The following is a 13,797-nucleotide window of genomic DNA, read 5'->3' as shown; positions in this document are numbered from 1 at the left end:
AGTCCTGGTCCGTGCCGTGCCGGGATGCCGCGATCGGTCCGCGCTCGGCGCCGTGCCGGGACGTCGGGTCCGGCCCGGCATCGGTGCCGTGTCGCGGCGCCGGGTCCGGCCCACGATCGGTGCCGTGCCGCGGCGCCGGTACCTCCGGCTCGGCACCGTGCCGGGGTGCGGGTGACTGCGCACCGTGCCGGCGGGCCGGGGTGGCGGGCTCCGCGCCGTGACGCGACGTCGTCGCCTCCACACCGGTACCCGGATCCGGCTCGGCGAGGCCGTGCCGGCCCGGGGTTTCGAGCGCCCCGTTCCGGCCATGCCGCCGCCGGGATTCCGGTGCCTCGTCCTGGCCGTGGCGTCCCCGCGGTTCCGGAGCTTCGTCCTGGCCGTGCCGCCCCGCCGCGTTGCGGTACGGCGCCGGGGTTCCACGGCGCTCGGCGGATCGGCGCCCGCCGTCCGAACCCGCGCCGGCGCGCTGCGTCCCACGCGTCGTCATGGGTGGTTGCGGTGCCGCCTCGGCGCGGTCGGCTCGCGCCGCCACGTCGGCGCCGTCGGCGCGGTCCGTGGCGGGACTCGACCGGCGCCGCGGCGACGGGCGGCGCGGTTCGCCGTTCGCCGGCGACTCGGGCCGCAGCCGGACGGTACGTTCGGCGCGGTCGTCCTCGGCCTCGTCGGCCACCGGTACCGGGCCGCCGAACAGCGAGCGACGGATGCCGGTGCTGCCGCGCGAGGCGTACACCCGGGAGGACTGCCCGTCGCTCACGAACGCGCCACCCCCGCCGGAAGGCCGACCACGCTGCGCGCGCGACTCGCTCGCCGACGAGCACTCACGACCGCTCCTCCCGGCGGAACGTTCGGGAGGCACCACGCCGCGACACCCGTGATTCGCTCGATCATGAACGCACCCGGCGGCGGTGGGTGGCGGCGGTCGACTCGGCCTCCTCGCGGGCCATCGCCTGCTCGGTGAAGTGCACGAACACGTCGTCCAGGCTGGGCCGCTGCACGCTGACCGAGGTGGCCGGTACGTCGATGTGGCCGAGCAGCCGGCCGATGCCGCGCTCCGCGTCGGGCACGCAGCACACGATGATCTCGCCCTCCGCCCACGCCGGTACGCCGGCGGCCACCAGCTGGTGCAGCGCCAGCGCGTTGTTGGTGGTACTGAGCCGGATCCGGTCCAGCCCGACGGCGGACTTGAGCCGGCTCGGGGTGTCGATCGCGACGAGCTCGCCGGCGTTGACGATGGCGAGCCGGTCGACGTTCTCGACCTCGTCCATGTAGTGCGTGGTCATCAGCACGGTCAGCCCGTCCCGGTCGCGCAGGTGCCGGATCTCCTGCCAGAGCCGGGTACGGGTGGGCGGGTCGAGGCCGAGGCTCGGCTCGTCCAGGAAGAGGATCTTCGGCTTGTGCAGCAGCGCGCGCACGATCTCCAGCCGCCGGGCGAGGCCGCCGGACAGCCGCGCGACCAGGGCCTTGGCGTGCGGTTCGAGCCCGAGCAGCAGCAGCGCGTACTCGATGCGTTCGTCCAGCTGGCGTCGCGGCGTGCCGTACAGAGTGGCGTGGAAGCGCAGGTTCTCCAGCACGGTCAGGCCGGGGTCGAGGGTGCTCTCCTGGAACACGAACCCGATCCGGTGCCGTACCTCGCGCGGCGCCTTGACGGTGTCGTACCCGGCGACGCGGGCCCGGCCGCCGCTCGGCAGCATCAGCGTGCTGAGCATCTTCATCGTGGTGGACTTGCCGGCGCCGTTGCGGCCCAGCAGCGCGAAGATCTCGCCGTCCGCGACGTCGAAGCTGATCCCGGCGACCGCGCGGTGCTGCCCGTAGTACTTGACCAGGTCGGTGACCTCGATGGCCAGTGACTGACGCATGCTGCTCCCGTCCACGGTGCGGGCCGTGCGCGGTTCCGGTACCGCGAGCTCGGCGAGCCGGCGCATGGCTGCGCAGCGGCCACGTACCGGCACCGCTTCGCGCCACGGTGCCGGTACGGCAGTGCGGGGACCCGGTCGGCGCCGGTTTCCCGCCGACCACGGTCCGTCTCGGGCCCGGTTCGGGCCGCGAAACTCAGAATCAGAGGCCGAGGTTCTGGTCGGCCACGGTCAGGTCGAGGTGGTTGCCGGCCTGACCGGGCGTGCCCAGCCCGACCACCTCGTGCCCACCGGCCGCAACGCCCAGGTGGGCGCTCTGGTCGGCCAGGTTCACGTCGCCGCCCGCGTTCACGCCGGCCGGGCCGTGCACGCCGACCGCGCTGGTGCCGGTCAGGTCGAGGCCGGCGCCCCCGTGAATCGGGCCGGCCTCGAAGCCGGTCGCGCCGTGGGTGGCGTCACCCAAGTTGTCCAGCGGCAGAATTCCACCGAGACTCATCTGCGCGTACTCCCTCAAATTCGGTCAGTAATCAATGAACCAGGCGCCTGGTCCGGGCCAGTTTGACCAGCCAGACCGGAGGCGTCAAGTCATGATCTGCCGTATCTCTGCCGATTTAGCCAGCCTCTCGGCACCATTCATTGATATATATCGGTGAATGGCTGCGCACATTCCGTAGTGATTGCTGTTGAAATGGCGGCGGGAAAGCGATCGCCGCGCGCCGTGCACATCCGTACGAGATCGACGCGGCGTGACGAAGAAAATTGCGGAAAAGCTGTGACCGGGTGTTGCGTGCGCTGTCAGCCACCGACACCGACCGCACCGCGTACCGCCGAGGGCACGCGGCGCGGTCGGGCCGGGTCGGCGACGCCGGCGTCGCCGGGGACGCCGGCATCGGGTGGAGTCGGTGCGATCAGCGAGGCGTCGCGTGGGTCAGCTCGGTGCCGGCCGGCAGCACCAGGAAGACCCGCGGCGCGATCCGGTCCATCCCGCCGCGCAGCCCGAAGACCAGGCCGGAGGCGAAGTCGACGACGCGCTTGGCGCCCGCCTCGTCCATCCCGCTCAGGTCCATCAGCACCGGCACACCCTCGCGGAACCGCTCGCCCACGGTGCGCGCCTGGTGGAAGCTGGTGAGGTGAATGGTGGCGAGACGACGATCGGCAACGGGCGCGACGTCCGGCACACGAGTCGGCACGGCCTCGTCGTCGTGCGGCTCACCGGAGTCCAACCCCAGCCAGGAACGGGACCTGTCCACCGCGGCCATCTCGGGCACCTCCTCCCACGTCGCTGCTGCTACGCGCTCCCACCTGTCGTTCGACCTGCGAGTTCCACAATGGAGTGTCGCACCGGCAGGCAAGCCCGCGCGAGTGCGATATTCGCTTGGTGATCACAGGTTAACCCAGATTCACCTACCCACCCGGTACGCCGCGCGCACCTACCGGGTGATCCACAGCCAACGCTACGGCCGGCACCGGCGCTCACCACCCACCCTGACGCCGATCCGACAGTCGCCCCGACCGGGCCGCACACCGATTCCGCCCATTCCCGATGCCGTACCGACGGCACCCAGCCGCACCGCCGCAACCGGCTACGGTGGCGCCGTGGCCAACAATGCGCTGTCCTGGCGAGCGTTCCTCAACGCCAAGCGGGAGACGGGCGCGCGCAAGGTGCTCGCCCGGATGGCCGAGCGGCTCGACTGCCCGATCGAGAGCCCGACGATCGAGCCGTACTGGAAGATCCGCGGGATGCACGTCGCCGACTTCAGCACGCCGGCACCGCCCGGAAACGTCGCCGACGCCCTGCTGCGCGCGCTGCTGCTGGCACAGGCGCTCGGCGCGGACTGCCACGTCTCCGGCCCGCACCTGTACCAGGACGGCAGCGGGAACGCGGAACTCCAGCTCGGCGGTGGCCCGCACCCACGGTTCCGCGTGTCGGCGCGCACCTGGTCATCGTGCACTACTCCGGCCACCGCGGCTGACCGAAGGCCGCGCCGGCGCGCATCCGGCCGGCCGCCCGATCACGCCCGGTCGGACCGCGGACCCGCCGCGATCCACGTGTCGACCAGATCGGACATGATGTCCAGCGGAACGGAACCCTCCGCGAGCAGACAATGGTGGAAGTCGCGGATGTCGAACGCGGCACCGAGCCGCCGCCGGGCGCGGTCCCGCAGCTCGTCGATCCGCACCCGGCCGATCATGTACGACAGGGCCTGGCCGGGCGCGGCGATGTAGCGGTCGACCTCGTTGTCGATCTCGATCAGCGGCAGCGCGGTGTTGTCCCGCATGAACTCGACGGCCCGGCCGCGCGACCAGCCGTGGTGGTGCAGCCCGGTGTCGACGACCAGCCGGGACGCCCGCCACGCCGCGCTGGCCAGCATGCCGAGGCGGTCGACGTCGGTGCCGTACAGGCCCATCTCGTCGGCGAGGTGCTCGACGTACAGGCCCCAGCCCTCCGAGTGCGCGGCGGACTTGCGGTACCGGCGGAAGTCCGGCAACGCGAGGTCCGCGCTCACCACCCCCTGCAGGTGGTGGCCCGGCACGCCCTCGTGGAACGCCAGCACCTCGTACGCCGCAAGGGCCCGCTCGCGCGGCCGATCGGTGTTGACCCACAACGACCCGGGGCGCTGCCCGTCGGCCGACGGCCACAGGTAGTACGCCGCGATGCCGCCGCGGGCCTGGATCGGGTCCATCTCGTTGATCGTGCACGGCGGCACCGGGTAACCGCGGAACCAGTCCGGCAACGCCGCGAGCGCCCGCCCGTACGCGGCCGACACCCGCCCGGTGATCTGCTCGGCGCTGTCACAGCGCAGCGCCGGATCGTCGCGGAGCCGCCGGAACGTGTCGGCCACGTCGGCCGTACCCAGCGCTCGCGCACCGGCCGCGGCCACCTCGGCCCGCAGGCTGTCGAGCAGGTCGAGCCCGGCCTGGTGGATCACCTCGACGGGCATGGTCGTGGTGGTGAACAACCGGGCCAGCGCGGCGTACCCGGCGGTGCCACCCGGGACGTGGCAGAGCCCCACGTGCTCGTCGTCGCGCGCGGCCGGCAACAGCTCCTCGGCCAGCGTGCTCCGCAGCCGCAGCAGCGCGGGCCGGACCTGCTCCGCTCGCGCCCGCTCGGCGCGGCCCCGCCACCGCTCGACGTCGACCCCACCGGTCGGTACCGGCCGCAACAGCGGATCGTCCGCGGGCCCACCGGCCAGGTAGTCGTCCAGCTGCCGCACCGCCTGCCGGATCCCGGTGGCCGTCGGGTACCGGCCGTCCTTCGCCGCCGCCAGATGCCGGTCCCGCACCGCGTCGAAGTAGCCGCCCAGCCCGGACAGCCGCCGCAGGTACGCCTCCGCCCGGTCCGGGTCGGACAGCGCGACCCGGGGCACCGTCGACAGGATCATCGACAGCGTGCCCGCGACGCTCGCGGACACGCTGACCTCGCTCAGCCCGTCCAGCGCCTCCGCACGCTCGTCGGTCAGCCGCTGTTCGAGCACCGCGCGGGTGATCCGGTCGGTACCGGTGAGGGCCGCCCGGTCGACCCCGGCGAGCTCGCCGGCCAGGGCGGCCAGCGTGCCGGCGTACCGCTCGGACTCCGCCCGGGACGGATCGGTCACCTCGCCGAGATGCTCCGCCATGCCGAGCATCGTCGCGCTGATCGGATCATGCGCCAGGTACCCGGTGAAGTAGCTGGTGGCGATCCGGTCCAGTTCGCGGCTGTCCTGCGACATCGGCCTCCCCCTCGTGGCGCACCACTCGGCCCGCGGCGACTCCGACACCACGGGACGCTCCGAGCCTACGCGCGCACACCCCCCATCCCGCCCCACTGCGACCCAGCTCTCCCGCCCGCACCCACCTCTCCGCGCCGGCTTCGCACCCGACCCGCCGTCGAGAGCGGTCCGGGACGGCACACAGCGATGCCCCGGCGCCCTGGCCGGGGCATCGCTGAACTGCCGGAGTCAGAAACGGTTCGCCATGATCACTCGGGTAGCGGGCCTGCTCCCGGGGCGCCGTGGCACTTCTTGTACTTCTTGCCGGAGCCGCAGGGGCAGGGGGCGTTGCGGGACGGGCCGGAGCCGACCTTCTGGCCCGGCGCGTTCTGCTTCTCGCCGGCGGCGATCTTCGACTGCGGGCCGGTGCGCAGCGCCGCCGCGGCGGTCGCCGAGCCGGAGTCCTGGCCCACCTCGACCGCGCCGCTGCCGGCGGCACCGTCGATCGTCGGCTGGGAGTACTGCAGGGCCTGCGGGGCGCGCTCGCCGAGCCCCTTGGCGTGGATCTCGACCTTGCCGTCGCCGGCTGGTGCCGCGGTCCCCGCCGCCTTGCCGACCTGCTCGGCGAACTCCTCGGCGGTCAGCTCCTTCGGCTCCTCAGCGGCCGGCGGCTCCTCGCCCTCCTCCTCGACCTGGACCTCCAGGTTGAACAGGAAGCCGACCGCCTCCTCCTTGATGCCGTCCAGCATCTGCTGGAACATGTCGAAGCCCTCGCGCTGGTACTCCACCAGCGGGTCGCGCTGCGCGTACGCCCGGAGACCGACACCTTCCTGCAGGTAGTCCATCTCGTACAGGTGCTCGCGCCACTTGCGGTCGATCACCGCGAGCAGCACCTGGCGCTCCAGCTCGCGCAGCGCGTCGGCGCCGAGCTCCTCCTCGCGCCGCTCGTACGCCTCGTGCGCGTCGTCCTTGAGCGCCTCGGCGAGGAAGTCGGCGTCCATCGCCTCGAGCCCGCCGGCCTCGTCCTCGAGGTCCTCGATGGTGACCGAGATCGGGTACATCTGCTTCAGCGCGGTCCACAGCTTGTCGAGGTCCCAGTCCTCGGCGTAGCCCTCGGCGGTGGCGCCCCGCACGTACGCGTCGAGCACGTCGTCGATGATGTTGTCGATGTAGTCGTGCAGGTCCTCGCCGTCCAGCACCCGCTTGCGCTCGGCGTAGATGACCTGGCGCTGCTTGTTCAGCACCTCGTCGTACTTCAGGACGTTCTTGCGGATCTCGGCGTTCTGCTGCTCGATCTGGGTCTGCGCGCTGCGGATCTGCCGGCTGACCATCTTCGACTCGATCGGCACGTCGTCGGGGATGTTGAGCCGCTCCATCACCGTCTCGACGGCGCCGGCGCGGAACCGGCGCATCAGCTCGTCCTGCAGCGACAGGTAGAACCGGGACTCACCCGGGTCGCCCTGCCGGCCGGCACGACCGCGCAGCTGGTTGTCGATGCGGCGGGACTCGTGCCGCTCGGTGCCCAGCACGTACAGCCCGCCGGCGTCGAGGACCTCCTCGGCCTCGGCCGCGCACTCCTTCTCGGCCTCCTCCAGCGCCGCCTCGTACGCCTCGGCGTAGCCCTCCGGGTCCTCCTCGGCGTCGATGCCGGCGTTGCGCAGCTTCGCCGCCGCGGTGAACTCCGGGTTGCCGCCGAGCAGGATGTCGGTACCGCGGCCGGCCATGTTGGTGGCGACGGTGACCGCGCCCTTGCGACCGGCCTGCGCGACGATCTCCGCCTCGCGGGCATGGAACTTCGCGTTCAGCACCGCGTGCTCGATGCCGCGCTTGGTCAGCATGTCGGAGAGGATCTGGCTGCGGTCGACGCTGGCCGTCCCGACCAGGACCGGCTGGCCCATCTCGTGCCGCTCGGCGATGTCCTCGACCACCGCCTCGAACTTGGACTGCTCGGTCTTGTAGATGACGTCGGCGCGGTCCTCGCGGATCATCGGCTTGTTCGTCGGGATCGGGGTGACGCCGATCTTGTAGACCTTGTTGAACTCGGCCGCCTCGGTCAGCGCCGTGCCGGTCATGCCGGCGAGCTTCTCGTACAGCCGGAAGTAGTTCTGCAGGGTGATCGTGGCGAGGGTCTGGTTCTCCTGCTTGATCTCGACGCCTTCCTTGGCCTCGATCGCCTGGTGCATGCCCTCGTTGTAGCGCCGGCCGTGCAGGATGCGGCCGGTGAACTCGTCCACGATCAGGACCTCACCGTCGGAGACGATGTAGTCCTTGTCGAGCTTGTACAGCTCCTTGGCCTTGATGGCGTTGTTCAGGAAGCCGACCAGTGGGGTGTTGACCGACTCGTACAGGTTGTCGATGCCGAGCTGGTCCTCGACCTTGCGCACGCCGGCCTCGGTGATCGCCACCGTGCGCTTCGACTCGTCCACCTCGTAGTCGCCGTCCGGCTCCGGCGCCCGGCCGCCGAGCGACGCGGTCGGTGCCATCGGGCTGGACCGCTTGAGCCGCTTCACCACCCGGGAGAACTCCGTGTACCACCGGGCGGACTGCTCGGCCGGGCCGGAGATGATCAGCGGCGTCCGGGCCTCGTCGATCAGGATCGAGTCGACCTCGTCGACGATGGCGAAGTGGTGCCCGCGCTGCACCATCTCGTCGGCCGACCAGGCCATGTTGTCGCGCAGGTAGTCGAAGCCGAACTCGTTGTTCGTGCCGTAGGTGATGTCGCACTCGTAGGCGGCCTTGTGCTCGGCCGGCGTCATCTGCGGCAGCACCACCCCGACGGTCAGGCCGAGGAAGCGGTGCACGGCGCCCATCCACTCGGCGTCGCGCTGGGCCAGGTAGTCGTTGACCGTGACGATGTGCACGCCCTTGCCGGAGAGCGCGTTCAGGTAGGCCGGCAGGGTGGAGACCAGGGTCTTGCCCTCACCGGTCTTCATCTCCGCGATGTGCCCGAAGTGCAGCGCGGCGCCGCCCATCAGCTGCACGTCGTACGGCCGCTTGCCGAGCACCCGGTTGGCCGCCTCGCGGACCGTCGCGAACGCCTCCGGCAGCAGGTCGTCGAGCGACTCGCCGTCTTCGAAGCGCTCCTTGTACTGGTCGGTGAGCTCGCGCAGCTCGGCGTCGCTCAGCTCGGTGTAGTCGTCCTCGAGATCGTTGATCGCGGACGAGATCGCCTTGAGCCGCCGCAGCATCCGGCCCTCGCCGGTGCGCAGCATCTTTTCCAGAACCGACACTTCTCAACGCTCCCTGGGGGATGTTCTCCGGCGACCATCGTAGGCAGGGCGGCGCCCGTTGGACACATCCCGCCCGGCAGACCGGCTCCGGATTGTCACACGGCACCCTGATCCGGTCATTGGACCACGGCCCGCAGTGCCGGTGACCAGCGGCACACCCGGCCGGCGGCCCGCACCCGCTACGCCGGTGCGACGGCCGGCGGCGGCCGGGCCGGGCGCCGGGCGAGCGGTCACGGCCGGATCAGGCGGGACAGGACGCCGCCGACGACCAGGTACGCCACCGCCGCGATCACCCAGTCGACCAGCACCTGCCTGGTGTGGTCGGCGAACGTGAACAGGTCACCGAACGGCCCGGCCAGCCAGCCACCGGCCCGGGTCAGCCCGCCGACCAGCACGTTGTCCGGGTTCGCACCGAATCCGACCAGCACCGCACCGAGCCCCAGCAGCAACGCCACCACCAGGGCCACCGTCATGATCGTCTTCGCCAGGTAGGTCCGGCCGATCCGCACGCCCGACCGGACGCGCGTGCTCACCGCCACCTCCGTGGTCTCGGCGCCGTGTTTCGCCACTGCCACCGCCTCGTCACCGACCGTCCATGGTTACCAATGGGTACGAGTGTGCCCTCCCGCGCCCGGTTTTCCCAGCCCGGCGGCCCACGGGAGTCGGGCGCCCACGGGGGCAGGGACGCGCGGGCGGGACGAAATCGGTGTGCCGGTCCGCGGCGGTCCGGCAGGATCCCCGGCATGGATCCGGTGGAGCTGACCGACGACGAGCTGACGCTGCGCTGCTGGCGCCCGGACGACGCGCCCGCGGTGTACCGCGCCTGCCAGGACCCGGACATTCAGCGGTGGACGACCGTGCCCAGCCCGTACGCCGAGGCCGACGCGGTGCGGTTCGTCACCGGGGCGCCGGCGACGTGGGCCGACGGCAGCGTCGCCGCGTTCGGGGTGTTCGACGCGGCGAGCGGGGAGCTGCTCGGCTCCCAGGGGCTGGACATCGCCGGCGGCGCCGCCGAGCTGGGGTACTGGACGGCTCCCTGGGCCCGTGGCCGCGGGGTCACCGAACGGGCCGGCCGGCTGGTACTGGCGTGGGCGTTCGACGCGCTCGGCCTGCACCGGGTGCGGTGGCGTGCGGTGGTCGGCAACCACGCGTCCCGGCTGGTCGCGGCGCGGCTCGGGATGCGGCCGGAGGGTGTGGTCCGGTCCGGGCTGGTGCCGCACGACGGCACCGATCCGCAGGACGGCTGGCTGGCCGGGATGCTGCCCGGCGAGCTGCGCCCGGCCGGGCCGGACGGTCCGACGCTGGCCCGCGCCGCGCGGCAGGCCCGCACCTACCTGACCGCGCAACCCATGATCGAGGCCGGCCGGTACCTGCTGCGTCCGCTCGCCGAGGCCGACGTGCCGGCGCTCGTCGAGCTGTGCCGTGACCCGGCGATGGCGGAGTTCACCACCGTGCCGGTGCCGTACCAGCCGTCGCACGCGGCGTACTTCGTCCGGCTCGCCCGGGACCGCTGGGTCGCCGGCGACGGGGCGATCTTCGCGGTGGCCGAGCCGGCCGGCCGGCTGCTCGGAACCGTGGACCTGCGGCTGGTCGACTGGCCGGCCCGGATCGCGGAGATCGGCTACTCGGTCGCGCCGTGGGCCCGCGGCCGCGGCGTCGGCACCTCCGGGCTGCGCGCGGTCTGCGACTGGGCCTTCGGCGCCCTCGCGCTCGACCGGATCGAGTGGCGCGCGTACGTCACCAATCCGGCCTCCCGCCGGGTCGCCGAGAAGGCCGGCTTCACCGTCGAGGGCACCGAACGCGGCCACACCCTGCACCGCGGCACCCCGGTCGACACCTGGTACGGCGCCAAGCTGTCCGCCGACCCCCGCTGACCCGAACCGACGGCCGAAGCCGGGTCCGAGGCCGAGCCCGCGGCCGAAGAGCCTCTTCTCGAATGGTCGTGACGTCTCCCCGAGGGGACGCGGCGCAGCGTCCTCACCCTCTGGCGTGGGGAGTGAGCCAGCGGAGCGGGTCGGGGCCCTTCGGGACGACGCCGGTGGGGTTGATCTTGGGGTGGGTCAGGTAGTAGTGGCGCTTGATGTGGTCGAAGTCGACCGTGTCGCCGAAGCCGTGCGTCTGGTAGAGGTCGCGCGCGTACGCCCACAGGTTGATGAACTCGGTCAGCTTCTGCCGGTTGCACTTGAAGTGGTTGTGGTAGACGGCGTCGAACCGCACCAGCGTGGTGAACAGCCGCACGTCCGCCTCGGTGATCGCCTCGCCCATCAGGTACCGGCGGTCGGCGAGCCGCTCCTCGAGCACGTCCAGGCGGGCGAACAGCGCGTCGTAGGCCGCCTCGTACGCCTGCTGGCCGGTGGCGAAGCCGGCCTTGTACACCCCGTTGTTGACGTCGGTGAAGATGTCGGCCATCAGCGGGTCCAGCTCGGCGCGCGACGCCTCCGGGTACAGGTCGGGCGCACCGGGCGCGTGGTGGTCGACCCACTCGGTGGACAGGTCCAGGGACAGCTGCGGGTAGTCGTTGCTGACCACCCGGCCGGTGATGGTGTCGACCAGCGCCGGGACGGTGACCCGGCCGGCGAACTCGGGATCGGTGGCGAGGTACGCCTCGGACAGGAAGCCGATGCCGAGCACCGGGTCCTTGCCGCCCTCGTCCAGGGTGAACCGCCAGCCCTTCTCGTCCCGGATCGGGTCGACCACGGCGAGCGAGATCGCCTCCTGCAGCCCGAGCAGCTGCCGGTCGATGATCGACCGATGCGCCCAAGGGCACGCGAGCGAGACGACGAGCCGGTAACGTCCGGCCTCGACCGGCCAGTGGCCGTGCTCGTCCGGCCCCTCGCCCGGAGCGGACCGGGAGTCGCGGGTGACCCGGTCGGTGAAGCGGTTGGGCTGCCGGACGAACGCACCGTCCCCCGCCGTCTCCCGACCGAACTGTGCGGTGTCCTGCTTGCCGCCCGGCTGCGTGGCAGCCGACGACCCGGTGCCGGGCGCCGTGGCACCCTGCTGCGTGGTCGACGAAACCTCAGCGGTACTCATGACGGCAAGCCTGCCGCAGTCGGCCGGCGAGCGCATCGGAAAAGTGGTTCGAGCGGGCGGCGAATGTCCCATTAGTTTGGTATGGGAACTGGGGAGGGCGCATGGATGGGCTGCCACGGGAGGAGCTCGACACCGTACGGCTGCGGCTGCGCGCGCCCGCACCCGGTGACGTCGGCGACCTCGTCGCCGCGGGCCGAGCGGCCGGCGCGGCCGGTTCGGGTGGCGTGGTCGGGGGCCGGGTCGGGCTGGCCGACGCGGCCCGGGCGCGGGAGTTCGTCGAGGTCGGGGCGCCGGCCCGGTGGGCGGCCGGCGGGGCGGTGTTCGTCGTCGCCGACCGGGACACCGACCGGCTGCTCGGCTGCGTCGAACTGGACCGGTACGTCGCACCGCTGGCGCAGGCCGAGGCGGGCTACTGGCTCGCGCCGTGGGCGCTGGGCAAGGGGTTCGGCGGTGAGGCGGTCGCCGCGCTGACCGACTGGGCGCTGCACCACGGGCTGGCCCGGCTGGAGCTGCGGGCGGCGCCGGCGGACGCGCAGCGCCAGCGCGTCGCGCTCGCGGCCGGGTACCGCCGGGAGGGCATCCTGCGCGGCGCCGGTACCGGCCCGGACGGGGCCCGGCGCGACCTCGTGCTGTGGGCCCGGCTGACCGGCGACCCGGACGGGCCCACGCCCCGGCTGCTGCCGGACCTGCCCGGCGGCGAGCTGTCCGACGGGGTGGTCGCGCTGCACCCGCTCGACCAGACCGACGCCGACGACGCGTACGAGGTGCTGCGGCTACCGGAGGTCTACGAGTCCTCGGTGCCGCCGGTACCGCCGACCCGCAGCCAGGTACGGGAGAGCTGCGAGACCGCGCAGAGCCAGTGGCTCGCCGGCGCCGCCGCCCGACTCACCGTCCGGGACGCGCCGAGCGACCGGTACGCCGGGGAGATCGTGCTGCACTACACCGAGCCGGTCACGGCCAGCGCGATGCTCGGCTACCACCTCGCCCCGGCCTGGCGGGGCCGCGGTTTCGCCACCCGGGCGGTACGGCTGCTCGCCGGCTGGGCGTTCGACCACGTGCGGCTGGCGCGGCTGTACGCCGGCGCCGACGTGCGCAACACCGCCTCCCAGGCGGTGTTGGAACGGGCCGGGTTCCGCCGGGTCGGCCGGGAGCTGAGCCGCCGCCCCGGCGCCCACGGTGGTCGGGTCGACGACGTGCTGTACGAACTGGTCGGCGGTCCCGCCTGACCCAGACGGTGACGGCCCGGCGCCTGAGGGCGCCGGGCCGCGATCCGATCAGGTGCCGAGTCTGCTCAGCTCGTCAGCCGAAGGATGCCGTAGTCGAACCCCTTGCGCCGGTAGACCACGCTCGGCCGACCGGACTCCTTGTCCATGAACAGGTAGAAGTCGTGGCCGACGAGTTCCATCTGGAACAGTGCGTCGTCGACGGTCATCGGGTCGGCCGGATGCTCCTTCTCCCGGACGATGCGACCCGGCCCCTGCTCGTGCTCCACCTCCGCCAACTCGTCGGTGCGTTCCAGCACGGCCACCGCACCCGGCACCGGGCTGTCGGCGCCCAGTGCCGCGGTGGCTGCCGCCACCGACTCCGGGGTACGCCGGCCGCGATGCACCCGGCGCCGGTCGGCCGACTTGCGCAACCGTGACTCCAGCTTGGTCAGCGACGCGTCCAGCGCGCTGTAGAAGTCGCCGGCGCAGGCCTCGGCGCGCACCGCCGGGCCGCGCGAGCGGCAGGTGATCTCGACACGCTGGCAGCGGCCGGATTGCCGCCGGTTGCGCTCGTGGGACAGCTCTACGTCGACCTCGAACATCTTCGGGTCGTACCGGCCGATCTTGTTCATCTTGTCGGTGATGAGCTGGCGGAAGTGGTCGGGCACTTCCAGGTTTCGGCCCTTGATCACAACATCCACGCCTGACCTCCCACGGTCTTCGAGTGGGTTACGGCGGACCCGCAACGCTGTGCGTACCGACCGGCGAAGGCGGCGCCCCACGGGCC

General features: G+C 72.4%; 10 protein-coding genes and 1 pseudogene. 2 read left to right on the top strand and 9 right to left on the bottom strand.

Annotated elements, in window-relative coordinates; genetic code table 11:
- From NUM_RS19810 to NUM_RS19780, 7 genes and pseudogenes are all read right to left on the bottom strand, one after another.
- Positions 1-754 (bottom strand): annotated as a pseudogene (locus NUM_RS19810) (hypothetical protein); the annotation flags it as partial.
- 130 nt (positions 755-884) lie between these two features.
- Positions 885-1,856 carry an ABC transporter ATP-binding protein gene (locus tag NUM_RS19805; RefSeq protein WP_207126384.1) on the bottom strand — a complete coding sequence of 324 codons (972 nt, stop codon included), beginning with the start codon at positions 1,854-1,856 and terminating at the stop codon, positions 885-887.
- A 199-nt stretch (positions 1,857-2,055) separates the two neighbouring features.
- On the bottom strand, positions 2,056-2,349 hold the full coding sequence (locus NUM_RS19800) for a hypothetical protein (protein WP_157035157.1): 294 nt from the start codon (positions 2,347-2,349) through the stop codon (positions 2,056-2,058).
- A 412-nt stretch (positions 2,350-2,761) separates the two neighbouring features.
- Positions 2,762-3,112 (bottom strand): cell division protein SepF, encoded by a 351-nt coding sequence (locus NUM_RS19795; protein WP_030449385.1) that lies wholly within the window; start codon positions 3,110-3,112, stop codon positions 2,762-2,764.
- A gap of 753 nt (positions 3,113-3,865) precedes the next feature.
- Positions 3,866-5,563: a DUF885 domain-containing protein gene (locus NUM_RS19790; protein ID WP_207126383.1), complete on the bottom strand. Its 1,698-nt coding sequence runs from the start codon at positions 5,561-5,563 to the stop codon at positions 3,866-3,868.
- A 248-nt stretch (positions 5,564-5,811) separates the two neighbouring features.
- Positions 5,812-8,772: a preprotein translocase subunit SecA gene (gene secA / locus NUM_RS19785; protein WP_207126382.1), complete on the bottom strand. Its 2,961-nt coding sequence runs from the start codon at positions 8,770-8,772 to the stop codon at positions 5,812-5,814.
- Between the two features lie 230 nt (positions 8,773-9,002).
- On the bottom strand, positions 9,003-9,305 hold the full coding sequence (locus tag NUM_RS19780; protein WP_207126381.1) for a hypothetical protein: 303 nt from the start codon (positions 9,303-9,305) through the stop codon (positions 9,003-9,005).
- A gap of 210 nt (positions 9,306-9,515) precedes the next feature.
- Here NUM_RS19780 and NUM_RS19775 point away from each other — a divergent pair, with 210 nt between their 5' ends.
- Positions 9,516-10,646, top strand: a complete 1,131-nt coding sequence (locus NUM_RS19775) for a GNAT family N-acetyltransferase (protein ID WP_207126380.1) — start codon at positions 9,516-9,518, stop codon at positions 10,644-10,646.
- Between the two features lie 103 nt (positions 10,647-10,749).
- Here NUM_RS19775 and NUM_RS19770 read toward each other — a convergent pair whose 3' ends face one another.
- Positions 10,750-11,805: a glutathione S-transferase family protein gene (locus tag NUM_RS19770; protein WP_207126379.1), complete on the bottom strand. Its 1,056-nt coding sequence runs from the start codon at positions 11,803-11,805 to the stop codon at positions 10,750-10,752.
- A gap of 101 nt (positions 11,806-11,906) precedes the next feature.
- Here NUM_RS19770 and NUM_RS19765 point away from each other — a divergent pair, with 101 nt between their 5' ends.
- The gene (locus NUM_RS19765; RefSeq protein WP_207126378.1) at positions 11,907-13,031 is read left to right on the top strand and encodes a GNAT family N-acetyltransferase; all 1,125 of its coding nucleotides are present in this window, start codon (positions 11,907-11,909) and stop codon (positions 13,029-13,031) included.
- A 65-nt stretch (positions 13,032-13,096) separates the two neighbouring features.
- On the opposite strand, the gene hpf is transcribed toward NUM_RS19765, so the two are convergent.
- Positions 13,097-13,711: a ribosome hibernation-promoting factor, HPF/YfiA family gene (hpf, locus tag NUM_RS19760; protein ID WP_207126377.1), complete on the bottom strand. Its 615-nt coding sequence runs from the start codon at positions 13,709-13,711 to the stop codon at positions 13,097-13,099.
- Between the last annotated feature and the right edge of the window lie 86 nt (positions 13,712-13,797).

It is taken from the genome of Actinocatenispora comari (assembly GCF_017312725.1).
Taxonomy (GTDB): Bacteria; Actinomycetota; Actinomycetes; order Mycobacteriales; family Micromonosporaceae; genus Actinocatenispora; species Actinocatenispora comari.
The sequence above is the reverse complement of the archived record's forward strand: the minus strand, read 5'-3'. Positions and strand labels throughout refer to the sequence as shown.

Coding starts and splice junctions, on each gene's coding strand:
- NUM_RS19805 (WP_207126384.1), bottom strand. CDS start 1,856: ATGCGTCAGTCACTGGCCATCGAGGTCACCGACCTGGTCAAGTACTAC.
- NUM_RS19800 (WP_157035157.1), bottom strand. CDS start 2,349: ATGAGTCTCGGTGGAATTCTGCCGCTGGACAACTTGGGTGACGCCACC.
- NUM_RS19795 (WP_030449385.1), bottom strand. CDS start 3,112: ATGGCCGCGGTGGACAGGTCCCGTTCCTGGCTGGGGTTGGACTCCGGT.
- NUM_RS19790 (WP_207126383.1), bottom strand. CDS start 5,563: ATGTCGCAGGACAGCCGCGAACTGGACCGGATCGCCACCAGCTACTTC.
- NUM_RS19775 (WP_207126380.1), top strand. CDS start 9,516: ATGGATCCGGTGGAGCTGACCGACGACGAGCTGACGCTGCGCTGCTGG.
- NUM_RS19770 (WP_207126379.1), bottom strand. CDS start 11,805: ATGAGTACCGCTGAGGTTTCGTCGACCACGCAGCAGGGTGCCACGGCG.
- NUM_RS19765 (WP_207126378.1), top strand. CDS start 11,907: ATGGATGGGCTGCCACGGGAGGAGCTCGACACCGTACGGCTGCGGCTG.